Origin of the sequence: Sphaerotilus microaerophilus (assembly GCF_023734135.1) — a bacterium.
GTDB classification, from domain to species: Bacteria; Pseudomonadota; Gammaproteobacteria; order Burkholderiales; family Burkholderiaceae_C; genus Sphaerotilus; species Sphaerotilus microaerophilus.
The window spans coordinates 4,273,218-4,296,792 of the sequence record NZ_AP025730.1 but is presented as its reverse complement, the minus strand read 5'-3'; the positions used below and the strand labels follow the sequence as shown (position 1 = coordinate 4,296,792).

Genomic DNA, 23,575 nt, shown 5'->3' with positions numbered 1-23,575 from the left:
GCAGGCGGCGGCGCTTTTTCCGCACCCGCTTCCTCACCGACGTCTGCACAGACCACGACCATGGCCACCATCCCACTGACCAAGCGCGGCGCCGAGCTGCTCAAGCAGGAGCTGCATCGCCTCAAGACCATCGAGCGTCCGGCGGTGATCAACGCGATCTCCGAGGCGCGTGCCCAGGGCGACCTGTCCGAGAACGCCGAGTACGAGGCGGCCAAGGACAAGCAGGGCTTTGTCGAAGGGCGAATCCTGGAGATCGAAAGCAAGATGTCGATGGCCCAGGTGATCGACCCGGCCACGTTGGATGCCGGTGGCCGGGTGGTGTTCGGCTCCACGGTCGACCTTGAGGACGAGGACAGCGGCGATGCGGTGACTTACCAGATCGTCGGCGACGACGAGGCCGACCTCAAGCTGGGCCTGGTGTCGGTGAGCTCGCCCATCGCCCGCGCACTGATCGGCAAGGAAGTGGGGGACGTGGCCGAGGTACGCGCCCCGGGCGGCATCCGCCGCTACGAGGTGATCGAAGTCCGCTATGCCTGATTGGGTCGCACCGCGCGAGCGGCTGGCCGCGCGGGTGGCAGCCGTGGCGGCCAGCCTGTGGCTGGGGCTGGTGGCGACGCTGGCGCTGGTGGCTGCGCCCACGCTGTTCGCGATGCTGGAGCGGCCGCTGGCCGGGCGCCTGGCGGGGCAAATGTTCCGCATCGAGGCCCATGCCGCGCTGGGCTTCGCGCTGCTGCTGTTCCTGGTCGAGCGTTGGCGCCTGCGTCGCCGCACTGACGGGGCGGCGGTGTCAACCGAGCTGTTGCTGGTTGCCGGTGCGCTGTTCTGCACCGTGCTGGGCTACTTTGGGCTGCAGCCGATGATGGAGTCAGCCAAGGCCGGGGAGCCGGTTTGGCTCGGCTTTGGCGCCCTGCATGGGCTGTCGACGCTTTTCTTCGCCGTGAAAGGGCTGCTGCTGCTGGCGCTGACGTGGCGCCAGGCAGGGCGGTGAAGATTGAGCTTCACCGCAGGAGCGGGCCGCTCAGGTGCCCTGCGAGCGCTTCTTGACGCTCGTGGCGCTGGAGCGCTTCTTCGCACGCTTGACCAGGCCGCCGGCCGTCAGGCGCTGGTTGCCCAGCACGGTGACCTTCTTGACCTGGGCACGCTGTGAGCCGGACTTGGAGAAAGTCAGGATCTTGACCACGCGGGGGCGGGCCGAGCGGCCTTCGGCGGCGGGCGCTTCTGCCGCCCGTTGCTTGGGCAGCGGGCGCCAGAGCACCAGCAGCTTGCCGATGTGCTGGATCGGCGCGGCCCCCAGTTCATTGGCGATCTGGCCGAGCAGCGCCTCGCGGGCCGCGCGGTCATCGCTGAAGACGCGCACCTTGATCAGCCCGTGGGCGTTCAAGGCGGCGTCGATCTCCTTGACGACGGCCGGGGTGAGGCCATCGGCACCGATCATGACGACCGGCTGGAGGTGGTGGGCCGCCGCGCGGTGTTCCTTGCGCTGGGCGGGGGTCAGTTCAATTGCAGGCATGGGCCGTATTATCGTCGCCACATGAAAGTTCAGACCAAGAGCAAGAAAGTCAACAAGGCGTGGCTGCACGACCATGTGACCGATCCCTATGTGCAGCAGGCCCACAAGGAGGGCTATCGCTCGCGCGCCGCCTACAAGCTCAAGGAGATCGACGAGGTCTGTCAGCTGCTGCGGCCCGGTCAGGTGGTGGTGGACCTCGGGGCCGTGCCCGGTGCCTGGAGCCAGTACGTGCGCCGTCGCTTCGCACCGAAGGAGGCGGGGGTGGGCGGCGCCGCGGCCGGGCAGCTCAACGGCACGATCATCGCGTTGGACCTGCTGGAGTTCGAGCCCGTCGAGGGGGTGCAGTTCATCCAGGGCGACTTCCGTGAGGAAGCGGTGCTGGAGCAACTCGTCTCGGCGCTGCAGGGCCGCCCCGTCGACGTGGTGCTTTCCGACATGGCCCCCAACCTGTCCGGCATCGACGTCACCGACTCTGCCCGGGTGGAGCACCTGATCGAGTTGGCGCTGGAATTTGCCCAGGCGCACCTGGTGCCCAAGGGGGCACTGGTGTGCAAGGTCTTCCACGGCAGTGGTTATAGCCAGCTCGTCGAGGCTTTTCGTCGGACCTTTCGCGTGGTGAAGGCGGTGAAGCCGAAGGCGTCGCGGGACCGTTCGTCGGAAACCTTTCTCGTTGGCATCGGTCTCAAGCAGCCTGGGTGAGCCATGCCGGGGCGCACATTCAGGGTCTGGCGGCGTGAAAATGTCCAGCCCCCTGAAAAGGCCATCGGTGGGAGAGGTCGCTGCGATCAGGGTGCGGGGGTTGCGTCGTCTAGAATCGTCCTCATCTACCGCGACGGTTCGCGCTTTTCCGGGGTTGGCCCCGGGCGTTCCCGCAGAGTCCTCCTCCGGAGGATCGATTGAAACAATGAAGGAGCCGCGGTGAACAATCAATGGTTCTCCAAAGTAGCTGTGTGGTTGGTGATCGCCCTGGTGCTGTTCACCGTGTTCAAGCAGTTCGACCGCACGGCGACCGCTGGTAACCAGATCGGGTATTCGGAATTCCTTGAAGAAGTGCGCGCCAAGCGCATTCGCGAGGTGGTGCTCCAGGAGAATCCTGGCGGTGCCGAGATCGAAGCCCTGACCACCGAAGACAAGCGCATTCGCACCACGGCGACCTACCTGGACCGTGGTCTGGTGGGCGACCTGATCAGCAATGGTGTGAAGTTCAAGGTCAAGCCGCGCGAAGAGCCGTCGGTGTTGACCAGCCTGTTGATTTCATGGGGCCCGATGCTGCTGCTGATCGGCGTGTGGGTCTACTTCATGCGCCAGATGCAGGGCGGCGGCAAGGGCGGGGCCTTCAGCTTCGGCAAGTCCAAGGCGCGCATGCTGGACGAGTCCACCAATTCCGTGACATTCGCCGATGTGGCCGGCTGTGACGAGGCCAAGGAAGAGGTCAAGGAACTGGTTGACTTCTTGAAGGATCCGCAGAAGTTCCAGAAGCTGGGCGGCCGCATTCCCCGGGGTGTGCTGTTGGTCGGCCCTCCGGGCACCGGCAAGACGCTGCTGGCGAAGTCGATTGCCGGCGAGGCGAAGGTGCCGTTCTTCTCGATCTCGGGCTCTGACTTCGTGGAGATGTTCGTCGGTGTCGGTGCAGCCCGTGTGCGCGACATGTTCGAGCAGGCCAAGAAGAACTCACCCTGCATCATCTTCATCGATGAAATCGATGCGGTGGGTCGCCATCGCGGCGCCGGCCTGGGCGGTGGCAATGACGAGCGCGAGCAGACGCTGAACCAGATGCTCGTCGAGATGGATGGCTTCGAGACCAATCTCGGCGTCATCGTGATCGCCGCGACCAACCGGCCTGACATCCTGGATCCTGCCCTGCTGCGCCCGGGCCGTTTCGACCGCCAGGTGTACGTGACCCTGCCGGACGTGCGTGGGCGTGAGCAGATCCTCAACGTGCACATGCGCAAGGTGCCGATCGGCCAGGACATCCGTGCCGACATCCTCGCGCGTGGCACGCCCGGGTTCTCCGGTGCCGATCTGGCCAACCTGGTCAACGAGGCCGCCCTCTTTGCAGCCCGCCGGAGTGCGCGGGTGGTGGAGATGGTCGACTTCGAGAAGGCCAAGGACAAGATCATGATGGGCCCCGAGCGCAAGTCCATGGTCATGCCCGAGGAGGAGCGCCGCAACACCGCGTACCACGAAGCAGGCCATGCGCTGGTGGCGCGCCTGCTGCCCAAGACCGATCCGGTCCACAAGGTGACGATCATCCCGCGTGGCCGCGCGTTGGGCGTTACGATGCAGTTGCCCGAAGGTGACCGCTACAGCATGGACAAGGGGCGCATGCTGTCGACGATCTCGGTGCTCTTCGGTGGTCGGATTGCCGAGGAGGTGTTCATGAACCAGATGACCACCGGCGCCAGCAACGACTTCGAACGCGCCACCCAGATTGCCCGCGACATGGTCACCCGTTACGGGATGACCGAGGAGCTTGGCCCGATGGTGTACGCAGAGAACGAGGGTGAGGTCTTCCTCGGCCGTTCCGTCACCAAGCAGGTCAATGTGTCGGAAGAGACGATGCAGAAGGTCGACAAGGAGATCCGGCGGATCATTGACGACCAGTACGCGCTGGCTCGACGGATGATCGAAGAACACCAGGACAAGATGCACGCGATGGCGCATGCCCTGCTGGAGTGGGAAACCATCGACGCCGACCAGATCGACGACATCATGAACGGCCGCCCGCCTCGTCCTCCGAAGGACTGGACGCCGTCTGCGTCCAAGCCGCCCGGCGGCGGATCGACGCCTTCGGTCAGTTCCGGCAGTGCGGCGGCCACGGCCTGACGGCTGTTGACGGCGATCTGACCCAAGTTTGACGGGGCCCTGCGGGCCCCGTTACTTTTTCACACAAAATACCGTTTCTGGATCCGCTGATTTGTGGTTATGAACGGCTGTTGTGGCCAGTGTGATCAAGGGAGCGAACTACGGCGATGTACTGGAAGACCACCCGTTTCGAGATTCCCCTCGACGCCCCTCGCGTGATGGGCATCGTCAATGTGACCCCGGACTCGTTCTCCGATGGTGGACGTGGCGCCCGCGAGGCCATCGCACATGCAGAGGCCCTCCTGCGCGATGGTGCCCACATCCTTGACATCGGTGGCGAATCGAGTCGACCCGGGGCGGCTCCGGTGGGGCTGGAGGAGGAACTCGCGCGTGTGCTGCCCGTGTTGCGCGAGGCGCTTCGGTTGGGCGTACCGGTGTCGGTGGATACCTACAAGGCCGAGGTGATGCGTGCCGCGCTGGACCTCGGCGTTGACATCATCAATGACATTGCCGCGCTGCGGGCGACGGGTGCCGTGGAGGTGGTTGCCTCGCACCCTGCCTGTGGTGTCTGCCTGATGCACATGCGCGGTGAGCCGAGGTCGATGCAGCAGGACACCCACTACGACGATGTCGTGGGTGAGGTGCGCAGTTTCCTGGCGCAGCGCTGCGACCTGCTGCGCGCTGCAGGCGTGGCGCCCGCGCGTATCGTGCTCGACCCGGGCATAGGTTTTGGCAAGAGCGTGGCCGACAACTTTGCCCTCCTGCCCGGCCAGGGCGCCCTGCGCGGCCTGGGCTTTCCGGTGCTGGCCGGCTGGTCGCGAAAGTCGGCGATCGGCTCGGTCACCGGCCGAGCCACTGAGGAGCGGATGGTGGGCAGCGTGGCGGCCGCTCTTGCTGCGGTGCAGTACGGTGCCCGGGTCATTCGTGTGCACGATGTGGCGGCAACGGTCGACGCGCTGGCGGTCTGGCAGGCCGCCGGCTTGCCTGCGGCAACGGCCTGACCTAGCCTCTCGAATTCTCCAGTCCATCAAGCCGGCAATGGGTGTGTCACAACCAATGAGACGCCCCGACAGAACCGGTCCGTACCCACCCGGCGGCCCCTTCAGGGGAGCGGTTCGTCGGATCCCTGCGAGCTAGCATCCAATGAGCAGAAAGTATTTCGGCACCGACGGCATCCGTGGCACCGTGGGCACTGCGCCCATCACGCCAGATTTCGTGCTACGGCTGGGCCACGCCGTCGGCCGGGTCCTGAAGGGCAGTCACGAGCGCCCGGTGGTGGTGATCGGCAAGGACACGCGCATTTCGGGCTACATGCTGGAGTCGGCGCTGGAGGCGGGGCTCAATTCGGCCGGGGCCGATGTGCTGCTCACCGGTCCGGTCCCCACGCCTGCGGTGGCCTACCTGACGCGGGCGCTGCGCCTCAGCCTGGGTGTGGTGATCTCCGCCTCGCACAACCCCTACGAGGACAACGGGATCAAGTTTTTCTCCGCGCGCGGTGAGAAGCTCCCGGACGCCTGGGAGCTGGAAGTCGAGGCGGCGATCGACGCACCGCCGCAGTGGGCCGCGTCCAACGAGATCGGCCGTGCCAAGCGCCTCGAAGATGCGTCGGGTCGCTACATCGAGTTCTGCAAGTCCACCTTCTCGAACGACCTGTCGTTGCGAGGGCTGAAGATCGTCGTCGATGCGGCGCACGGTGCGGCGTATCACGTCGCGCCCGAGGTGTTCCACGAGCTGGGGGCGGATGTCATTCGCATCGGTTGCGAGCCGGACGGTTTCAACATCAATGACGGTGTCGGCGCGACCTCGCCCGAGGCGTTGGTGGCAGCGGTGAAGGCGCACCGGGCCGACTACGGTATCGCGCTTGATGGTGACGCCGACCGCCTCCAGGTGGTTGACGCTTCCGGGCGCCTCTACAACGGCGACGAGTTGCTTTACGTGATGGTGGCCGACCGACTGGCCCAGGGTGAGGCGGTGCCGGGTGCCGTGGGCACGCTGATGACCAACATGGCCATCGAGGTGGCGCTGCAACAGCGCGGGGTCGAGTTCGTTCGAGCCAAGGTGGGCGACCGCTATGTGCTGGAGGAGCTTGCCAAGCGCCGCTGGCAACTGGGCGGGGAGGGCTCCGGGCACCTGCTGGCGCTGGACCGCCACACCACCGGCGACGGCATCGTCAGCGCCCTGCAGGTGCTGCAGGCCCAGCAGCGCAACGGCCGCTCGCTGGCTGAACTGCTCGACGGGGTGTCGCTGTTCCCGCAGACCTTGATCAACGTGCGCCTGCAAGCTGGGCAGGACTGGAAGCGCAACGAACTGCTGGCGCATGAGCAGGAGCGCGTCAGCGCTGAGCTGGGCCAGGACGGGCGCCTGCTCATCCGCCCCTCCGGTACCGAGCCGCTGCTGCGGGTGATGGTGGAGGCGCGTGACGTGCATGTTGCGCGCGCCTGTGCCGAGCGCCTGGCCGAGGCGGCGGTACGCGGCTGAGGCTTGCCGAGGCGACCGGGCGTGAGGTCGATCACGCCTGGCCCGCTGGATGACCGTCAGATGACGTTTTTCCAGCTTTTGTGACGGCCGCCTGCCTTGATGACAAGTGTCATATGGCTGTCACAGGACCTTTCTACAGTGGCATGCATCACGGGTTTCCCCGGATCGCACTCCCTGACGAAAGGTCCTTTCCATGCTGACTTCCTTTGCTCGCTACTCGGTGGCGTTCACCCTCGGTGCGACCTGTGCCGCGGCCATGGCGCAGGACGTGACGGGCGCTGGCGCCACCTTCCCGGCACCGCTTTACGCCAAGTGGGCCGATGCCTACAACAAGGCCACCAGCGCCAAGGTCAATTACCAGTCGGTCGGCTCCGGTGCCGGCATCAAGCAGATCAAGTCCAAGACGGTGGACTTCGGCGCCTCGGACATGCCGCTCAAGGACGATGAGCTGGCCAAGGACGGCCTGCTGCAGTTCCCGACCGTCATCGGCGGCGTGGTGCCGGTGGTGAACATCAAGGGCATCGCCCCGGGCCAGCTCAAGCTGACCGGTCAGGTGCTGGGTGACATCTACCTGGGCAAGATCACCAAGTGGAACGATGCGGCCATCGCTGCACTGAACGCAGGCGTGGCGCTGCCTGATGCGGAGATCTCGGTGGTGCGTCGCGCCGACGGCTCCGGGACCACCTTCATCTTCACGAACTACCTGTCCAAGGTCAACGCCGACTGGAAGGCCAAGGTGGGCGACGGCACCGCGGTCAACTGGCCGACCGGCGCGGGTGGCAAGGGCAACGAGGGCGTTGCTGCCTACGTGCAGCGCCTGCCCAACTCGATCGGCTACCTCGAGTACGCCTACGTCAAGCAGAACAAGCTGACCTACACGCAGTTGAAGAACCGCGACGGTCACTATGTGTCGCCCAGCGACTCGGCCTTCAAGGCGGCCGCGGCTGGCGCGGACTGGAACAAGACTTTCTTCCAGGTGACCACGGAGCAGCCCGGCAAGGATGCCTGGCCGATCAGCAACCCGACCTACATCCTGATGCACAAGGTGCAGGGCAAGCCCGAGCAGGCGGCTGCGTCGCTCAAGTTCTTCGACTGGGCCTTTTCCAACGGCGACAAGCTGGCTGACGACCTGGACTACGTCCCCCTGCCTGACAGCGTGAAGGCGCTGGTGCGCAAGCAGTTCGCCGAGATCAAGGACGGTGCGGGCAAGCCGGTCCGCAACTGACCCGTTCTGGCTGATCTCTGACGTTGCACCGCGCTGCCGACGCCGGCGGCGTGGTGCGGCTCATGCCACGAGGAGACGTGCATGACTGCGACCTTGCCCGCGCCCGGCCTGCCCCATACTGTGCCCATGGAACGATCGATCCCCTCCGGCGGTCCGGCCCCCCGGCGCATGCGTGCGCCCTGGGGCGATCGCTTGTTCTCCATCCTGGCCCATGCGGCGGCCTGGCTGACGCTGTCCCTGCTGGTGGGCATCCTGGTGTCGCTGTTCATCGGCGCATCCCCGGCGATCCGCGAGTATGGATTGAGCTTCCTGTGGCGCAGCGAGTGGGATCCGGTCGGCGAGAAGTTCGGCGGCCTGGTGATGATCTACGGCACGCTGGTCACCTCGGCGATCGCGTTGATCATTGCCGTACCGGTGAGCTTCGGCATCGCGCTGTTCCTGACCGAGTTGTCGCCGCAGTGGCTCAAGCGCCCGTTGGGTGTGGCCGTCGAGCTGCTGGCCGCCGTGCCGTCGATCGTCTACGGCATGTGGGGCCTGCTGGTGTTCGGTCCCATCCTGTCGACCTGGGTGCAACTGCCGCTGCAGGGCCTGTTCAAAGGGGTGCCGGTGCTGGGGGCGTTGTTCGCGGGGCCACCGGTGGGCATCGGCCTGCTGTCAGCGGGCATCATCCTGGCGATCATGATCATCCCGTACATCGCCTCGGTGATGCGCGATGTGTTCGAGGTGACGCCGCCCATGCTCAAGGAGTCCGCCTACGGGCTGGGTTCCACCACCTGGGAGGTGGTGTGGAACATCGTGCTGCCTTACACCAAGGCGGGCGTGGTCGGTGGCGTGATGCTGGGCCTGGGGCGGGCGCTCGGCGAGACGATGGCGGTCACCTTCGTGATCGGCAACATGAACCAGCTCAACTCGATCTCCCTGTTCGAAGCTGCCAACAGCATCACCTCGGCGCTGGCCAACGAGTTCGCCGAAGCGGGTGAAGGCCTGCACCAGGCCTCGCTGATCTACCTGGGTCTGATCTTGTTCTTCATCACCTTTGTCGTGCTGGCGCTGTCCAAGCTGCTGCTGGCGCAGATGAAGAAGGCCGAGGGGAGCCGTTCATGAGTGCCCTGTCCTTCGACGCAGGCCGCCTGGCGGCTCACCGGCGCCGCAAGCGCATCAACGCGCTGGCGCTGAGCCTGTCGCTGGCCGCCATGGCCTTCGGCATCTTCTGGCTGCTGTGGATCCTGTTCGAGACCGTGCGGCTGGGCCTGGATGGACTGGGCCTGCAGGTCTTCACCGAGATGACGCCCGCGCCTCAGGCGGAGGTCGGTGGCCTGGCCAACGCGATCTACGGCTCCTTCCTGATGGTGCTGCTGGCCACGCTGATCGGCACACCGATCGGCGTGATGGCGGGCATCTACCTGGCCGAGTACGGCCAGCGCACCTGGCTGGGTCGGGTGACGCAGTTCATCAACGACATCCTGCTGTCGGCGCCGTCGATCGTCATCGGCCTGTTCATCTACTCGGCCGTGGTGGCGCGCTTCAAGAGTTTCTCGGGTTGGGCCGGCGTGCTGGCGTTGTCGCTGATCGTGATCCCGGTGGTGATCCGCCAGACCGAGAACATGCTCAACCTGGTACCTCACGCGATGCGCGAGGCGGCCTATGCGCTGGGGACGCCGAAGTGGAAGGTGATCCTGTCGATCACGCTCAAGTCGGTGCGTGCCGGCGTGCTCACCGGCGTGTTGCTGGCCGTGGCCCGCATCTCCGGAGAGACGGCGCCGCTGCTGTTCACGGCGCTGTCCAACCAGTTCTGGACGGCCGACCTCTCCCAGCCGATGGCCAGCCTGCCGGTGACGATCTTCAAGTTTGCGATGAGCCCCTATGAGAACTGGCAGAAGCTGGCCTGGGCCGGCGTCTTCCTGATCACGCTGGGCGTGCTCGCGCTGAACATCGTCGCGCGCGTGTTCTTCCGCAACAAACACTGAATCTGAAGGCCTGCCCATGGATGCCAAAGTCGAATGGCCGATGACCGACACGGCCAAGATCTCGGTGCGTGACCTGAACTTCTACTACGGTCGCTTCCACGCCCTCAAGCACATCAACATGGAGATTCCCGACAAGAAGGTCACCGCCTTCATCGGTCCCTCCGGTTGTGGCAAGTCCACGTTGCTGCGCACCTTCAACCGCATGTTCGAGCTCTATCCCGAGCAGCGGGCCGAAGGGCAGATCCTGGTCGATGGCGATAACGTGCTCGACAGCAAGCACGACGTGTCGCTGATCCGCGCCAAGGTCGGCATGGTGTTCCAGAAGCCCACGCCCTTCCCGATGTCGATCTACGACAACATCGCCTTCGGCGTGCGGCTGTTCGAGAACCTCTCGCGCGTCGAGATGGACGAGCGCGTGGAGTGGGCGCTGAAGAAGGCCGCGCTGTGGAACGAGGTCAAGGACAAGCTGGGCCAGAGCGGCTCGGGCCTGTCCGGTGGCCAGCAGCAGCGCCTGTGCATCGCGCGTGGCATCGCGATCAAGCCCGAGGTGCTGCTGCTCGACGAACCCTGCTCGGCGCTGGACCCGATCTCCACCGGCAAGATCGAGGAGTTGATCGACGAGCTGAAGTCGGACTACACCGTGCTCATCGTCACCCACAACATGCAGCAGGCGGCGCGCTGCTCGGACTACACCGCCTACATGTACCTGGGCGATCTGATCGAGTTCGGGCCGACGCGCGAGCTGTTCATGAAGCCGAAGAAGCGCGAGACAGAAGACTACATCACCGGCCGATTCGGATGAGTGTGGACGCTGCAAGAACCGGAGCACAGCCATGACCGAAAAGCACCTCTCTTCCCAGTTCGACGCCGAGCTCAGCGGCGTTTCCTCCCGTGTGCTCGAGATGGGCGGCATGGTCGAGGCGCAGGTGGCCCAGGCCGTCTACGCCCTGACCAACTTCAGCTCGGAGACCGCCGAACAGGTGATGCGCACCGAGGAGCGCGTCAACCAACTGGAAGTCGAGATCGATCGCGACCTGTCGGGCATCATCGCGCGGCGCCAACCCACGGCGCGGGACCTGCGCCTGCTGATCGCCATTTCCAAGACCATCGGCAACCTGGAGCGTGTGGGCGACGAGGCGGCGCGCATCGCGCGTACCGTGGTGCATCTGGTCGGCTCGGGCGTGTCAAGCCGGCTGCGCCTGCCGGTGTCGGACCTGTCCTTCGAGGCCAGCCTGGCCACGGCCTCGCTGCGCCGGGCCCTGGATGCCTTTGCCCGCCTGGATGTGAACCAGGCGCTGCAGGTGATCAAGGAGGACAACGCGATCGACGCCGAGTTCGATGGCCTGATGCGCAAGCTGATCACCTACATGATGGAAGACCCGCGCACCATCTCCGCGTCGATCGACCTGGTGTTCGTCGCCAAGGCCATCGAGCGTGTGGGTGACCACGCCAAGAACCTGGCCGAGCAGATCATTTACATCGTCAAGGGCACGGACGTGCGCCACAACCCGCTCGACGTGGTCGAGTCGGCTGTGAAGTGAAGCGATGGGGAGCAACAGATGAGTTCGATCCTGGTGGTCGAGGATGAGTCGGCGATTGCCGAGCTGATTTCGATCAATTTGCGCCACGCCGGCTTCGAGGTGGTGCTGGCCGCCACAGCAGAGCAGGCCCAGGTGGCGATCGACGGTGTGCTGCCGGACCTGGTGCTGCTCGACTGGATGCTGCCGGGGCAGTCCGGCGTGGCACTGGCGCGCCAATGGCGGTCGGCCGCGCGCACGCGCGATCTGCCCATCATCCTGCTGACGGCGCGTGCCGATGAGGCCGACAAGGTCAACGGGCTGGATGCCGGTGCAGACGACTACCTCACCAAGCCCTTCGGCGTGGGCGAGCTGCTCGCGCGCATCCGTTCGGTGCTGCGGCGGCGCGCACCGCAGGCCCTCGACAGCGCCGTGGAGGTGGCCGGGCTGCGGCTGGACCCCGGCACGCACCGCGTCACCCGGGGTGCCGCCGAGGTGCGTGTGGGGCCGACCGAGTTCCGCCTACTGCATTTCTTCATGACGCACCCCGAGCGGGTGCACAGCCGTGCCCAGTTGCTCGACCGCGTCTGGGGCGACCATGTCTTCATCGAGGAGCGCACGGTGGATGTGCACGTCAAGCGCCTGCGCGAGGCGCTGGCGCCGGTGCAGTGCGCCACGATGATCGAAACGGTACGCGGCGCTGGTTACCGGCTCGCCCAGTCGGGCGCCGTGTCGCACTGAGCCTGCGGTTGCGGTTGATACCCGGGGCCGGCCGCGTGGGCCAACGATGGCCTCTGGCGTGGTCCTGCTGAAAGCGGACGGATGTACTTCATTGTCGGTCGCACGGCGTTCAGCCTGCTGATCACGTCGCTGTGCGCCGTGCTCGGTCATCTGCTGGGGCTGTGGTGGTGGGGGCCCCTGAACTGGGGGGCGTGGATCGGAGCAGGCATCGGCGTGGTGCTGGCCGGGGTGCGTGATGGGCTGCGCGGGCACCGCGTGCTGGAGTGGCTGCGCAGCGGCCACTCCACCGGCGCGCCACGCTACCGCTCGGCCTGGGGGGAACTGGCCTACCGCATCGAGCGGGCCCTGGTGCTGCGTGACAAGGCGCTGACGGGCGAGCAGCAGCGCCTGGCGGAGTTTCTCTCCGCCATCGAGGCCTCGCCCAACGGCGTGCTGATGCTGGACGCCAAGGGCCACATCACCTGGTGCAATTCGGTCGCGGCCGATCACTTCGGGCTCGACCCGGAGCGTGACCGCGGCCAGCGCGTGACCAACCTGGTGCGCATGCCGGCCTTTGTCGAACTGCTTCAGGCGCCTCCGCAGGCCGAGCCGGTGACGCTGCTGTTCCAACCGCTGGGGCTGATGCTGTCGATCCTGGTACGCAGCTACGGCCAGGGCCTGAAGCTGGTGCTGTCGCAGGACGTGACCGAGCGCCACCGTGCAGAGGGCATGCGGCGTGATTTCGTGGCCAATGTGTCCCACGAGATCCGCACGCCGCTGACCGTGCTGGCGGGCTTCGTCGAGACCATGGCCAGTCTGCCGCTGACCGATGCGGAACGCCAGCGTGTGCTTGGGCTGATGACGCAGCAGACGCGTCGCATGCAGACGCTGGTGTCGGACCTGCTCACGCTCGCGCAGCTCGAAGGCAGCCCGCGGCCGATGGCGGACCACTGGGTCGAACTGGCCGACCTGCTGGCGCAGGTGGCCGGTGAAGCACACGGACTGTCGCAGGGGCGGCATCGCCTGGGTTTCCCGGCCGACGAAGAGGTGGCGGGGGTCCAGATCGGGGGTGCACAGAGCGAGCTGCTGTCGGCCATGACGAACCTCGCGACCAACGCGGTGCGCTACACGCCCGAGGGCGGCTCGATCGACATCACCTGGTGTACGCGCGACAGTGGCGAAGGGGTGTACGAGGTGCGCGACACCGGCGTGGGCATCGAGCGCCAGCACCTGCCGCGCCTGACCGAACGCTTCTACCGTGTCGATGGCAGCCGTTCGCGCGAGACGGGGGGCACGGGCCTGGGCCTGTCGATCGTCAAGCACGTCGTGCAGCGGCACGGTGCCCAGCTGGAGGTCGACAGCGAGCCGGGCAAGGGCTCGTCGTTTCGCATCGTCTTTCCGGCGGTGAGGCTGCGTCGCAGCGCCTGATCCGCTCGATACCGGCACGATGCCGGTGCGATGAGCGGCGGTGCTCCTCAGCGGCGGCGGTAGATGAACAGGCCTTCCTGCCGGTCGGTGGGGCGGTGGATGCGCCGCACGAACTGCCACTGCCCGTCCGGCGACGGCCGGTCGGCACCGCTTGGTTGCCCCTGAGGACCCGGTTGGTGCACCAGCATCCACGCGCAGCGCCGGTCGTCGCGGTCCGAGGTGGTGCGCCAGCGGCTGTGCACCGTGAGCGCGGCGAGCTGCGGGCGGCTGAGGTTGACCGTGACGACACAGGCGTCGGCCGGCAGGACGCGCGCGAGCTGCTGCACGGTCGGGCGGTAGCTGCGGGCGTAGTCGAGCATGGGCAGCCAGAGTGTCATCGTCAGCAGCCAGCCCCAGGCCACGCCCCCTGCCGGCAGGATGAGGCTTTTCCACAGGGCCTGGCGGTGATGCCCCGTGCGCCAGCGCACCAGCCAGGCCCAGGCCAGCGTGCCCGCCAGGGCCAGCAGCAGCGCCGGCAGGCTGAATCGAGGCTCGAAGCCCGGCAGCAGCTTGGCGACGTTGGCCGCCGGCTTGGCGGGGTGGCCCGTGTGGACGGCGATGTACATCACCCAGAACGTCAGGCCGGCCGCGGTGAAGAAGAAGACCGAGAACCAGTCGATCGCCGCACTGACACTGCGCTTGAGCGTCGGCAGCGCAAAGGCACCCAGCACCGCCAGGCTGGGCAATGCCAGCATCAGGGCGCGGTCATTGCCACCCATGGCCATGCTGCAGCCCGCTGCGACCCCCGCCAGACACAGCGGAACCGAGAGGTGGCGATGGCCCAGCTGGCGCCGCCATTGCCACAGCGTCCAGGCCGCGAGCGGCCACACCGGCCAGGTGAACCAGGCCAGCAAGCGTGGCAGGGCCAGCGTGGGTACCTCGCCGCTGATGCGCCAGGTCCAGGCGTTCACGGCACAGGCTGTCAAGGCCGCCAGCAGAGCGGCCGCCGCCACCCAGGGGGCGAAGCGGCGCGCGTTCTCGTAGGTGGAACGTAGGCACACCAGGGTCGCCACGGCACCAAACAGAACGGCCGTGGTCGGGGCGGCACTGATCGCCAGTACCGGCAGGGCGGTGAGCACGGCCACACGGCTGCGCCAGCGGCGGAAGGGGCTGGCGGCAAGGCCGTAGAGCACCAGCGTGGTGGCCGCCAGTTGCACGAGTTCCGGGGTGGTTTCGTGGCCGAGCTGCAACAGGCCCAGGCTGCCGATCAGGGCCAGCACGCTGGCATCGGCGATCGCGCGGGCGTAGTCGACCGGTTGGGCTTCACCACCAAAGGCGAAGGCCAGGGGCTGGGCCTTGTCGGTGCGGGCGAGGTGGAAACTGGCGTACCAGGTCAGGGCCAGCGCCGCGGTGAGCAGCAGGGCAAAGGGCAGGCGCGCGGCCAGCACGGGCTCGATCCAGCCGTCGAACAGCAGGATGCTGGCCGTGCCGATCCAGTAGGGCAGCAATCCCCCCTCGGCTGGCAGGCCACCGAGGCTCGGCGCCAGCCAATCGGCATGGCCGCGTGCGAGCGACAGCATGTAGCCCACCGCCGACAGGTCCGCGTTCTTCCAGGGGTCACGCCCGAAGACACCCGGGAGTACATAGGCGGCGCACAGCAGCAGCAGCGCCAGGCGCGGCAGCTGCTTCACCGCCTGTTGCGAGACGAGGGCCGGATTCGGAAGGTTCACGAGGTCCAGGAAGGATCAGGCGCTGTGCGGCCGATGGCACATTGTCGTGCAGCGGTACCAGCCTGGAATCGCAGGCAGGTTTTCAGGCCAGGGGCAGAAAAAAAGGCAGCCCCGGCTGCCTTCCTTGTCGTTCAGGGACCCGCAGGTCACCGGCCTCACTTCTTGATGCCGACCTTGAACTTGTTGCGGAACTTCTCGACGCGGCCGCCCAGGCTGTCCACGCTCTTTTGCGTACCGGTGTAGAACGGGTGCGTCTCGCTGGTGGTTTCCAGCTTGTACAGCGGCAGTTCGCGGCCGTCGTCCATCTTGGTGCTTTCGCGCGTGGGTGCGCAGGAGCGCGTCACGAACTTGAAGCCGTTGGACAGATCCACGAAGCAGACTTCGCGGTAGTTCGGGTGGATGCCTTCTTTCATGGATACCTCGCTGTGTGCCGGGAGCCACGTCCGCGGGATGCGGGCGCACTTGCCGACAGCGGCAAAACGTACATTATAGCTTGGAGTCAGATGCCCGCCACCGATTCCAGGTAGCAGGTACCGACTCCACCCACGGACGCGCGCAACGCGCCCGCTTCGCCAGCAGCGACGGCTCTGCGAGCCGCCACTGTCTGGCTTCAGCCGCCACGCCGCATCAAGTCGAAGAACTCGATGTTGCCCTTGGTGGCCTTCATCTTGTCGAGGATGAACTCCATCGCCTCGATCTCGTCCATCGGGTAGAGCAGCTTGCGCAGGATCCAGGTCTTCTGCAGGATCTCCGGCTTGAGCAGCAGCTCCTCGCGGCGGGTCCCCGACTTGTTCAGCAGGATCGACGGGTAGACGCGCTTCTCGGCCATGCGACGATCCAGGTGGATTTCGCAGTTGCCGGTGCCCTTGAACTCCTCGTAAATGACCTCGTCCATCTTCGAGCCGGTGTCGATCAGCGCCGTGCCGATGATGGTCAGCGAGCCGCCTTCCTCGATGTTGCGCGCCGCGCCGAAGAAGCGCTTGGGGCGCTGTAGCGCGTTGGCGTCCACACCGCCGGTGAGCACCTTGCCGGAGGACGGCAGCACGTTGTTGTAGGCACGTGCCAAGCGGGTGATCGAGTCCAGCAGGATCACCACATCCTTCTTCAGTTCGACCAGGCGCTTGGCGCGCTCGATCACCATCTCGGCGACCTGGACGTGGCGAGCGGCCGGCTCGTCAAAGGTCGAAGAGATGACCTCGCCACGCACCGTGCGGACCATTTCGGTCACTTCCTCGGGGCGCTCGTCCACCAGCAGCACGATCAGGTGCACGTCCGGGTGGTTGGCCACGATGGCGTGCGCCAGATGTTGCATCATCACCGTCTTGCCGCTCTTGGGCGGCGCGACCAACAGGGCGCGCTGGCCTTTGCCGATCGGTGCGATCAGGTCGATGATGCGGCTGGTGATGTTCTCTTCATTGCGGATCTCACGTTCGAGCTTGAACTGTTCCTTGGGGAACAGCGGCGTCAAGTTCTCGAACATGATCTTGTTCTTGCTCTCCTCCGGCGTCATGTCGTTGACGCGGTCCACCTTGACGAGGGCAAAGTAGCGCTCGCCATCCTTGGGCACGCGCACCTCACCCTCGACCATGTCGCCAGTGTGGAGGTTGAAGCGCCTGATCTGGCTGGGCGAGAGGTAGATGTCGTCCGTGCTCGCCAGGAAGCTGGCGTCCAGTGCGCGCAGGAAGCCGAAGCCGTCCGGCAACACCTCAAGCACGCCGTCGCCGAAGATCTGCTCACCCTGCCGGGCGCGCTTCTTCATGATGGCGAACATCAGCTCCTGCTTGCGCATGCGGCTGGCGTTCTCGATCTCGAGCGTTTCAGCCATCTTGACGAGTGCCGAGATGTGCTGTGCCTTCAGTTCGGAAAGATGCATGGGAAGGGCGAACCCTGGAATTCGAGGCTGCGTCTGGCCCTCAACGCATGCCGGAAGGTCGGTCACCTGGGGACCCGAGCGATGCACCTGAGCGGAGGCCGATCAGCTCGGGGTGGCAATGCAAGGTGGGGAAGGTGAGCCGACGCTGTGCGCGATCGTGAGAGGTGAGGGCGCTGCAATGCTTGCGACCCGTTTCACGCTCCTGCGCACAGTGGCTGGAGGCGAAACCAGACAGATTCTGGCTTCGCGAGCACCAATTATAGATTCTGGGAGACGAATTCAGTCAACTGCACCTTGCTCAGTGCACCGACGCGCGTGGCAGCCAGCTGGCCGTTCTTGAAGATCATCAACGTCGGGATGCCGCGGATGCCGAACTGGGCCGGCACAGCACGATTCTCGTCCACGTTCATCTTTGCCACCTGCAACTGATCGCTGAACTGGCTGGCTACATCGTCCAGGAGGGGCGCAATCATCTTGCAGGGGCCGCACCACTCGGCCCAGTAATCGACCAGAACCGGCTTGTCCGACTTGATCACGTCCAATTCGAACGAAGCATCCGAAACGTGTTTGATGAGATCGCTGCTCATGAAAGCTTCCGTGGGTGGCTGAAGGCAGACCGAAGCATCGGCCAATGGCCGTGATTCTGGCACGAAGCCGCCTGGAGCACCGATGGACGGGCGTTACCGGGTGCTGCCGGGTCCGTCGTTGACGACTCGACGTTGTTCCCGCGGAATCGGGCGGGATCGCGCTGCTGTTCGGCAGATCCTGCTTGCGGGGGCGCGGTTCCAATGCGCACGATCGGCCCTGCGTGTGCGCAGAAGGGCCTTCTCCGTCGACCGCCCTGCATGAACGCTTTGCAGCCCTCATCGGCCAGCCAGCCCGGTTTCCCCGCGCAGATCACGCAGCGCCGCTTCGGTCCCTTCGGGCTGAAGCGGTTGCTCGGACGCAGTTCCCTCACGATGGCCTGGCTGGCCGAGGATTCGCGCAGCATGCAGGATGTGCTGCTGATGCTGCCGCGGCGAGCCAGTTCTGCGGGCGCCGAGGGCCTCAAGCGGGCGCTCGATGCGGCGCGACGTGCCGCGCGCATCGACCATCCGCGGCTGCAGGCACCTTCCGAGATCGGGCAGTACGCCGGCTGGCTCTATGTGGCCTGTCAGCCTCGCCAGGGCGCCCAGACATTGGGAGAGTGGTTGAACGGGCGTGCCGAGGTCAACACGGCGCTGGATATCGCCAGTTGGTGCAGTGATGTCCTGGACGGACTGGCTGCGGCGCACGACGCGGGCCTCACGCACGGCGATGTCGGCCTGCACAGCCTGCTGATCGATCGCGCCGGCCGCGTGATCCCCTGGGGCCTGGCAGTGGTGGCGCCGCCACCGCTGACTGAAGGCGGGGTTGCCAGCGAACGGGACGTGCTTGGCGTCGGCCTGCTGATGCATCAGTTGCTCAGCGGCACACCACCGCTGGGAGAGGCCGATTTGCCGTCCGTGCTGGGTCGTCTGGTACGCGAGCCGGTGCGCCTGCCGGCCACGCTGCCCCAGCCGGTACCGGAGGTGCTGGCCGCCATCGTCGATCGGGCGACTGCCACGCAGGCGTCGCGGCGTTACCTGAGTGCGCGCAGTCTCTTTCGCGCCGTTGACGAGTGGCGCCAGAACGCCGCCGAGGGCCGCGCGAACGTGCTTGCCATCCTGTTGGCGCGCTCGCGGGCGGCGGGTCACCTGCCCGCCTTGCCAGGTCTCGCGGCCCGGGTGTCCAAAGTCGTCGGGATGGATTCGGAGCCGCTCCAGTCGGTGGTGGAGCTGATCCTGGAGGATCCGGCCCTGGCGCTGGAGCTGCTGCGGCAGCTCAACACCGCAGCGCAGCGGGCACCGGATGCCGACCCGGTCACCAGCGTGGGGCGTGCCGTGCAGCTCATCGGCCTCCGGGGGGTGCGGCGTGCCGCCGGCGCGCTCAGGCCCTGGCCCGGATTGCTGCCCGCCACCCAGGCGGCGCCTCTACGGGTTGCCCTGCTGCGTGCGCGTCAGGTCAGCTTGCTGGCCCGGCTGCTGGCTCCTGCGGGACTGCCGCTCGACATGGTCTCGCTGGCGGCGCAACTGCAGCAGCTCGGTCGCTTGTTGGTGCTGTACCACTTCCCGGACGAGGCGGCCCAGATCGCCGCACTCATGCGGCCAGCACCACGGGTCGAGGAGGGCGACGAACGGCCTGAGTCCGAGCCTGACGAGGCCCTGGCGGCCCGGCTGGTGATCGGCGTGGAACTGCCCGCATTGGGGCGTGCCGTGCTACGCCAGTGGGGGGCAGACCAGGGGTTGGAGCTGTTGGCAACGCCTCTGGGGCGTGACCAAGCTGTCCGGGTGCCCCAGCATGCACCCGACTGGGTGCGGCTGGTGGCGAGTTGTGCCGGCGAGACGCTCGATGCCTGGCAACGCGTGGGATTGTCGATGGAGCGCGATTTGGAGCACGTCGCTGCTCGCTATGCCAGGACGCTGGATGTCAAGGCCGTCGACCTGCGAAGTGCAGCCGAGCGATCACAGCTGGCAACGCAGAAAGCGCTGAAGCAGGAGGCTGATTCGCCTGGCTCGAGCTTGAGAAGGTGACGAGCCTGAACCCTGGCACTGAGTGCTAACGGTTAGGGCTGCTTCGTTCCCGACCTGACCCGGTTGGCCGCGCCCCCATGCAGGGAGGCCCGTCAACGGCGATTGTAGGCTACCTTGGGCGGTCGGCTGACAAACCCCCTTGATGACAACCCCGGGCACAGGTTGTGTGGCGCTGGTTTTATAGTCTGCTGATCTGCAGTTGCCCAATTGTCTTGTTCGTCCCCGTTCTGGGGACCGTTGTCAGCCCATTGCAGTCGTCGATGAAAAACCAGGACCTCGTCTCGATCGAAGATCCAGAAAAGCTCGTTGCGATCCGAAAGATCCGCCGGCTGATGGATTTCTGGCAGATCAGTCTGCATGAGCTGCGAGGCAAGCCGACCGTGATGCCGCTTGCGAAGGCGGCGCCTGTTCTCCGCTATCGTCATCCCGTCTCTGGACTGACGTGGGACGGCGAGGGTGGGCAGCCCGACTGGCTTCGCGCCGCACTGCTGCGCGAGGGCTACACGGTGGATGAACTTCGCCGTGCCGCGCAGCCGGATGGCGAGGCCTCGACGGTTTCTGTCTGAAGCTGCGCCCGTCCCGCACAGACGTGGCAGCAGTGCCGGGAAAAGCCGCGGAGTGGCCATGATCCTATGCCGGTGAGGCATATCAGGTAGGTTTGACTTTGCCTGGACGGCATTGCTCGGCATCGCCACAATCGCGCCGCCTGCGCTTGGCGTGGGACAGACCCTGTCCGGACTGCGGGAAAGAAGCCACCGGGCGACAACGAGGAGATGACGATGCAAGAACCGATGCCGGATGCGCCCGGTGATGCCTTTGCCGGCTTTGGTCCCGTGGGGCGAGCGCTGGTGTGGCTGTGCAAGCTGGGCTCGGTGCTCGGCGGGCTGATCTTTGTGGCGCTGGTGAATATGTCGATCGTGTCCATCGTCGGTCGCAAGCTGGCTGCCACGCCGGTGCCCGGTGACCTGGAACTGATGCAGATGGGTTCGGCCGTCGGTGCGGCCGCCTTCTTCGCCTACTGCCATCTCACGCGAAATGACGTGAAGGTGGACTTCTTCACACAGAACTGGAACCCGCGCACGGTGGCCTGGCTGGACGCCTTCGGCTCGCTGCTCGTGGCGCTGTTTGGTGTGTTGATCACTTGGCGCACCTGGATCGGCGCGATGAACCTCAAGGAATACGGCGAAACCTCGGCGATCCTGGGTTGGCCGGTGTGGGTGGCCCAGGTGCTGATGGTGCCGGGCTTTGCGCTGTTGGCCGCGGCTGGATTCTACATGTGTTTCCACTTCATCACGCACGTCGGCAAGGGGGCAGTGAAATGAGCGGTATTGCCGTCGGGGGCTTCATCTTCCTGGCTCTCATGGTCCTGTTGGTGGTGCGCGTGCCCATCGGTATTGCGATGTTCATGGCGGGGGCGGGTGGCTACATCTTTCTCAATGGCGGCGAGAGTGCTGGCCTGCTGAACACGCTGAAGAACGCCGCTTATGCCCGGCTGTCGAACTACGACCTGGCGGTGCTGCCGCTGTTCATGCTGATGGGGCAGTTCGCCACCCATGGCGGCCTGAGCCGCAGCCTGTTCCGTTTCGTGAGTGCCTTCCTGGGGCACCGGCGCGGCGGCATTGCGATGGCGGCAGTGGGCGCCTGCGCGGGCTTCGGGGCGATTTGCGGCTCATCTCTTGCTACTGCCGCGACGATGGGCCAGGTGGCCCTGCCTGAGCTCAAGCGTCATGGCTATGCCGGCAGCCTCGCCACCGGGGCCTTGGCCGCAGGTGGCACGCTGGGCATCATGATCCCGCCGTCGGTGCCGCTGGTGATCTATGCCATCCTGACGCAGGAGTCGATCGGCAAGCTCTTCATGGCCGCCGTGCTGCCGGGGATCATCGCGATGGTGGGCTACATGCTCGTCATTCAGATCCTGGTGGCCTGGAAGCCGCACATCGGCCCGGCCGGTGATCGCACGCCCTGGCCGCAGCGCATCAAGGCGCTGATCGAGGTGCTGCCGGTGCTGCTGGTCTTCGTGGTAGTGATCGTGGGCATCTACGGTGGTTGGGCCAACCCCACCGAGGCCGCGGCAATCGGCGCCGCCGCTTGCGGCGTGCTGGCGTTCCTCACCGGCGGCATGCGCCTGAAGGGCTTGATGGACAGCGCGCTGGGCACGGCCCAGGCCACGGCGATGATCTTCCTGGTGCTGATGGGTGCAGACATGCTCAATACCGCACTGGCGCTGTCGCAGATGCCGGCCGAGCTGGCCACCTGGGTGCAGGGCAGCGGCCTGCCGCCGTTGCTGGTGCTCACCGCGATCCTGGTGATCTACATCTTCCTGGGTTGCGTGATGGACTCGCTGGCGATGATCCTGCTGACCATCCCGATCTTCTACCCGATGATCATGGGCCTGGACTTCTGGGGCTTGAACCCGACGGACAAGTCGGTCTGGTTCGGTATCCTGGCGCTGATGGTGGTGGAGATCGGCCTTGTCCACCCTCCCGTGGGGATGAACGTTTACATCATCAACCGCCTCGCGAAGGACGTGCCCCTGACGGACACGTTCAAGGGGGTGGTGCCCTTCCTGCTGTCGGACTTCGTGCGCATCGTGGCGTTGGTGCTCTTCCCGAGCGTCTCGCTGGTGCTCGTCCGGTCTTTCGGCTGACGGATTGCGCGGCAGCATCTCGGCCTCAATCCCGACCTTAGCAATCAGAGATAGGAGACAGACATGACATCGAGGATCGTTCCCAAGCTGGCCGTGGCCGCCGCCCTGGTCGCCAGTGCCTTCGGCGCCCAGGCCCAGCAGGTGGTGCTCAAGGTGCACCACTTCCTGCCCAGCACCTCCAGCTCCCAGGTCAAGCTCATCCAGCCCTGGTGCGACAAGGTGCAGAAGGAGTCCAAGGATCGCCTGAAGTGCCAGATCTATCCTTCGATGCAGCTTGGCGGTACGCCGGCGCAGCTGATGGACCAGGCCCGTGACGGCGTGGCTGACATCGTCTGGTCGGTGCCCACCTACGCGGCGGGCCGGTTCACGAAGTCCGAGGTGTTCGAGCTGCCGTTCATGACCACGACCTCGAAGGGCAGCAGCCAGGCGCTGTACACCTACATCCAGAAGAATGCGCTGGACGAGTTCAAGGGCGTCAAGTTGATCTTCAACCACGTCCACGACGGTACCTTGCTGCACTTTCGTGACAAGAACGTCACCAAGCTGGAAGACTTGAAGGGCCTGAAGATCCGTGCCGCTACGCGCATCAACTCGCAGATGATCGCAGCGATGGGGGCGGTGCCGGTGCAGATGCCGCTGCCGGCGGTGCCCGAGTCGCTCTCCAAGGGCGTGATCGACGGTGCCAGCGTGCCCTGGGAAGGTGCTCCTTCCATCAAGCTGCAGGAGATCGCCAAGTTCGCGCTCGACACCAGCCCCGGCATGCCGCGCATGGCCAACACGATCTTTGCCTTCGCGATGAACTAGGCCAAGTACGACAGCCTGCCGGCGGACCTGAAGAAGGTGATCGACGACAACTCCGGCCTGGCGACCTCCGCCTGGGCGGGTGAGTCGGCGTTCGACGCGATCGTCGGCCCGCACCAGAAGATCGCCCGCGACGCTGGCCAGAAGATCACCTTCATCGACCAGGCCGAGTACCAGCGCTGGGTCAAGGTGACGGAGCAGATCGACGACGAGTGGATCAAGACGGTCACTGCCAAGGGCCAAGACGGCAAGAGGCTGTTCGAGGAAGCCCGTGCGTTGATCAAGCAGTACTCCGCCAAGTAAT

24 protein-coding genes and 1 other RNA gene are annotated in these 23,575 nt (G+C 65.9%); 19 read left to right on the top strand and 6 right to left on the bottom strand.

Annotated elements, in window-relative coordinates:
- Window positions 1-60 precede the first annotated feature (60 nt).
- A complete protein-coding gene (gene greA, locus NGK70_RS18320) occupies window positions 61-537 on the top strand; it encodes a transcription elongation factor GreA (protein WP_251969923.1) in 477 nt (158 codons plus the stop codon).
- A complete protein-coding gene (locus tag NGK70_RS18315) occupies window positions 530-988 on the top strand; it encodes a DUF4149 domain-containing protein (RefSeq protein WP_251969922.1) in 459 nt (152 codons plus the stop codon). Before greA ends, NGK70_RS18315 begins: the two co-directional genes overlap by 8 nt.
- A gap of 30 nt (window positions 989-1,018) precedes the next feature.
- On the opposite strand, the gene NGK70_RS18310 is transcribed toward NGK70_RS18315, so the two are convergent.
- Window positions 1,019-1,510: a YhbY family RNA-binding protein gene (locus NGK70_RS18310; protein ID WP_251969921.1), complete on the bottom strand. Its 492-nt coding sequence runs from the start codon at window positions 1,508-1,510 to the stop codon at window positions 1,019-1,021.
- Between the two features lie 21 nt (window positions 1,511-1,531).
- Here NGK70_RS18310 and NGK70_RS18305 point away from each other — a divergent pair, with 21 nt between their 5' ends.
- The 11 genes from NGK70_RS18305 (at window position 1,532) to phoR (ending at window position 13,650) form a co-directional block, all read left to right on the top strand.
- On the top strand, window positions 1,532-2,209 hold the full coding sequence (locus tag NGK70_RS18305) for an RlmE family RNA methyltransferase (RefSeq protein ID WP_251969920.1): 678 nt from the start codon (window positions 1,532-1,534) through the stop codon (window positions 2,207-2,209).
- A 219-nt stretch (window positions 2,210-2,428) separates the two neighbouring features.
- Window positions 2,429-4,336 (top strand): ATP-dependent zinc metalloprotease FtsH, encoded by a 1,908-nt coding sequence (gene ftsH / locus NGK70_RS18300; RefSeq protein WP_251969919.1) that lies wholly within the window; start codon window positions 2,429-2,431, stop codon window positions 4,334-4,336.
- Between the two features lie 146 nt (window positions 4,337-4,482).
- The gene (gene folP, locus NGK70_RS18295; RefSeq protein WP_251969918.1) at window positions 4,483-5,316 is read left to right on the top strand and encodes a dihydropteroate synthase; all 834 of its coding nucleotides are present in this window, start codon (window positions 4,483-4,485) and stop codon (window positions 5,314-5,316) included.
- Between the two features lie 142 nt (window positions 5,317-5,458).
- Window positions 5,459-6,793 (top strand): phosphoglucosamine mutase, encoded by a 1,335-nt coding sequence (glmM, locus tag NGK70_RS18290; protein ID WP_251969917.1) that lies wholly within the window; start codon window positions 5,459-5,461, stop codon window positions 6,791-6,793.
- Between the two features lie 193 nt (window positions 6,794-6,986).
- Window positions 6,987-8,018, top strand: a complete 1,032-nt coding sequence (gene pstS / locus NGK70_RS18285; RefSeq protein WP_251969916.1) for a phosphate ABC transporter substrate-binding protein PstS — start codon at window positions 6,987-6,989, stop codon at window positions 8,016-8,018.
- A 126-nt stretch (window positions 8,019-8,144) separates the two neighbouring features.
- Window positions 8,145-9,122 carry a phosphate ABC transporter permease PstC gene (gene pstC, locus NGK70_RS18280; protein WP_251969915.1) on the top strand — a complete coding sequence of 326 codons (978 nt, stop codon included), beginning with the start codon at window positions 8,145-8,147 and terminating at the stop codon, window positions 9,120-9,122.
- The gene (gene pstA / locus NGK70_RS18275) at window positions 9,119-9,985 is read left to right on the top strand and encodes a phosphate ABC transporter permease PstA (RefSeq protein WP_251969914.1); all 867 of its coding nucleotides are present in this window, start codon (window positions 9,119-9,121) and stop codon (window positions 9,983-9,985) included. The genes pstC and pstA overlap by 4 nt, the downstream gene beginning before the upstream one ends.
- Window positions 9,986-10,001: 16 nt before the next feature.
- The gene (pstB, locus tag NGK70_RS18270; protein ID WP_251969913.1) at window positions 10,002-10,787 is read left to right on the top strand and encodes a phosphate ABC transporter ATP-binding protein PstB; all 786 of its coding nucleotides are present in this window, start codon (window positions 10,002-10,004) and stop codon (window positions 10,785-10,787) included.
- 31 nt (window positions 10,788-10,818) lie between these two features.
- Window positions 10,819-11,526, top strand: a complete 708-nt coding sequence (gene phoU, locus NGK70_RS18265) for a phosphate signaling complex protein PhoU (protein ID WP_251969912.1) — start codon at window positions 10,819-10,821, stop codon at window positions 11,524-11,526.
- An 18-nt stretch (window positions 11,527-11,544) separates the two neighbouring features.
- Window positions 11,545-12,243 (top strand): phosphate regulon transcriptional regulator PhoB, encoded by a 699-nt coding sequence (phoB, locus tag NGK70_RS18260; RefSeq protein WP_251969911.1) that lies wholly within the window; start codon window positions 11,545-11,547, stop codon window positions 12,241-12,243.
- A gap of 81 nt (window positions 12,244-12,324) precedes the next feature.
- A complete protein-coding gene (phoR, locus tag NGK70_RS18255) occupies window positions 12,325-13,650 on the top strand; it encodes a phosphate regulon sensor histidine kinase PhoR (protein WP_251969910.1) in 1,326 nt (441 codons plus the stop codon).
- A 47-nt stretch (window positions 13,651-13,697) separates the two neighbouring features.
- On the opposite strand, the gene NGK70_RS18250 is transcribed toward phoR, so the two are convergent.
- The 4 genes from NGK70_RS18250 to trxA form a co-directional block, all read right to left on the bottom strand.
- Window positions 13,698-15,359 (bottom strand): hypothetical protein, encoded by a 1,662-nt coding sequence (locus NGK70_RS18250; RefSeq protein ID WP_251969909.1) that lies wholly within the window; start codon window positions 15,357-15,359, stop codon window positions 13,698-13,700.
- 155 nt (window positions 15,360-15,514) lie between these two features.
- A complete protein-coding gene (locus tag NGK70_RS18245) occupies window positions 15,515-15,772 on the bottom strand; it encodes a type B 50S ribosomal protein L31 (protein WP_251969908.1) in 258 nt (85 codons plus the stop codon).
- A 197-nt stretch (window positions 15,773-15,969) separates the two neighbouring features.
- A complete protein-coding gene (gene rho / locus NGK70_RS18240; protein ID WP_251969907.1) occupies window positions 15,970-17,232 on the bottom strand; it encodes a transcription termination factor Rho in 1,263 nt (420 codons plus the stop codon).
- A gap of 257 nt (window positions 17,233-17,489) precedes the next feature.
- A complete protein-coding gene (gene trxA / locus NGK70_RS18235; RefSeq protein WP_251969906.1) occupies window positions 17,490-17,819 on the bottom strand; it encodes a thioredoxin TrxA in 330 nt (109 codons plus the stop codon).
- A 258-nt stretch (window positions 17,820-18,077) separates the two neighbouring features.
- Here trxA and NGK70_RS18230 point away from each other — a divergent pair, with 258 nt between their 5' ends.
- Window positions 18,078-19,823, top strand: a complete 1,746-nt coding sequence (locus NGK70_RS18230; RefSeq protein ID WP_251969905.1) for a serine/threonine protein kinase — start codon at window positions 18,078-18,080, stop codon at window positions 19,821-19,823.
- On the opposite strand, the gene ffs is transcribed toward NGK70_RS18230, so the two are convergent.
- Window positions 19,819-19,917: signal recognition particle sRNA small type (ffs, locus tag NGK70_RS18225), an RNA gene on the bottom strand. The two genes, NGK70_RS18230 and ffs, sit on opposite strands and share 5 nt — an antisense overlap.
- A gap of 166 nt (window positions 19,918-20,083) precedes the next feature.
- Between ffs and NGK70_RS18220 the strand changes: the two genes are divergently transcribed.
- From NGK70_RS18220 to NGK70_RS18200, 5 genes are all read left to right on the top strand, one after another.
- Entirely contained in the window at window positions 20,084-20,389 is a 306-nt protein-coding gene (locus NGK70_RS18220; protein WP_251969904.1) for an H-NS family nucleoid-associated regulatory protein, read from the top strand.
- A 213-nt stretch (window positions 20,390-20,602) separates the two neighbouring features.
- Window positions 20,603-21,145 carry a TRAP transporter small permease gene (locus tag NGK70_RS18215; RefSeq protein WP_251969903.1) on the top strand — a complete coding sequence of 181 codons (543 nt, stop codon included), beginning with the start codon at window positions 20,603-20,605 and terminating at the stop codon, window positions 21,143-21,145.
- On the top strand, window positions 21,142-22,470 hold the full coding sequence (locus NGK70_RS18210) for a TRAP transporter large permease (protein WP_251969902.1): 1,329 nt from the start codon (window positions 21,142-21,144) through the stop codon (window positions 22,468-22,470). The genes NGK70_RS18215 and NGK70_RS18210 overlap by 4 nt, the downstream gene beginning before the upstream one ends.
- 63 nt (window positions 22,471-22,533) lie before the next feature.
- Window positions 22,534-23,274 (top strand): TRAP transporter substrate-binding protein, encoded by a 741-nt coding sequence (locus NGK70_RS18205; protein WP_251969901.1) that lies wholly within the window; start codon window positions 22,534-22,536, stop codon window positions 23,272-23,274.
- 36 nt (window positions 23,275-23,310) lie between these two features.
- Entirely contained in the window at window positions 23,311-23,574 is a 264-nt protein-coding gene (locus NGK70_RS18200; protein ID WP_251969900.1) for a type 2 periplasmic-binding domain-containing protein, read from the top strand.
- The last annotated feature ends 1 nt before the right edge of the window (window position 23,575 follow it).

Coding starts and splice junctions, on each gene's coding strand:
- NGK70_RS18310 (WP_251969921.1), bottom strand. CDS start 1,510: ATGCCTGCAATTGAACTGACCCCCGCCCAGCGCAAGGAACACCGCGCG.
- glmM (WP_251969917.1), top strand. CDS start 5,459: ATGAGCAGAAAGTATTTCGGCACCGACGGCATCCGTGGCACCGTGGGC.
- pstB (WP_251969913.1), top strand. CDS start 10,002: ATGGATGCCAAAGTCGAATGGCCGATGACCGACACGGCCAAGATCTCG.
- NGK70_RS18305 (WP_251969920.1), top strand. CDS start 1,532: ATGAAAGTTCAGACCAAGAGCAAGAAAGTCAACAAGGCGTGGCTGCAC.
- NGK70_RS18230 (WP_251969905.1), top strand. CDS start 18,078: ATGAACGCTTTGCAGCCCTCATCGGCCAGCCAGCCCGGTTTCCCCGCG.
- NGK70_RS18205 (WP_251969901.1), top strand. CDS start 22,534: ATGACATCGAGGATCGTTCCCAAGCTGGCCGTGGCCGCCGCCCTGGTC.
- phoU (WP_251969912.1), top strand. CDS start 10,819: ATGACCGAAAAGCACCTCTCTTCCCAGTTCGACGCCGAGCTCAGCGGC.
- phoR (WP_251969910.1), top strand. CDS start 12,325: ATGTACTTCATTGTCGGTCGCACGGCGTTCAGCCTGCTGATCACGTCG.
- NGK70_RS18245 (WP_251969908.1), bottom strand. CDS start 15,772: ATGAAAGAAGGCATCCACCCGAACTACCGCGAAGTCTGCTTCGTGGAT.
- pstS (WP_251969916.1), top strand. CDS start 6,987: ATGCTGACTTCCTTTGCTCGCTACTCGGTGGCGTTCACCCTCGGTGCG.
- NGK70_RS18215 (WP_251969903.1), top strand. CDS start 20,603: ATGCAAGAACCGATGCCGGATGCGCCCGGTGATGCCTTTGCCGGCTTT.
- pstC (WP_251969915.1), top strand. CDS start 8,145: ATGGAACGATCGATCCCCTCCGGCGGTCCGGCCCCCCGGCGCATGCGT.
- NGK70_RS18220 (WP_251969904.1), top strand. CDS start 20,084: ATGAAAAACCAGGACCTCGTCTCGATCGAAGATCCAGAAAAGCTCGTT.
- pstA (WP_251969914.1), top strand. CDS start 9,119: ATGAGTGCCCTGTCCTTCGACGCAGGCCGCCTGGCGGCTCACCGGCGC.
- folP (WP_251969918.1), top strand. CDS start 4,483: ATGTACTGGAAGACCACCCGTTTCGAGATTCCCCTCGACGCCCCTCGC.
- trxA (WP_251969906.1), bottom strand. CDS start 17,819: ATGAGCAGCGATCTCATCAAACACGTTTCGGATGCTTCGTTCGAATTG.
- greA (WP_251969923.1), top strand. CDS start 61: ATGGCCACCATCCCACTGACCAAGCGCGGCGCCGAGCTGCTCAAGCAG.
- NGK70_RS18210 (WP_251969902.1), top strand. CDS start 21,142: ATGAGCGGTATTGCCGTCGGGGGCTTCATCTTCCTGGCTCTCATGGTC.
- rho (WP_251969907.1), bottom strand. CDS start 17,232: ATGCATCTTTCCGAACTGAAGGCACAGCACATCTCGGCACTCGTCAAG.
- NGK70_RS18315 (WP_251969922.1), top strand. CDS start 530: ATGCCTGATTGGGTCGCACCGCGCGAGCGGCTGGCCGCGCGGGTGGCA.
- phoB (WP_251969911.1), top strand. CDS start 11,545: ATGAGTTCGATCCTGGTGGTCGAGGATGAGTCGGCGATTGCCGAGCTG.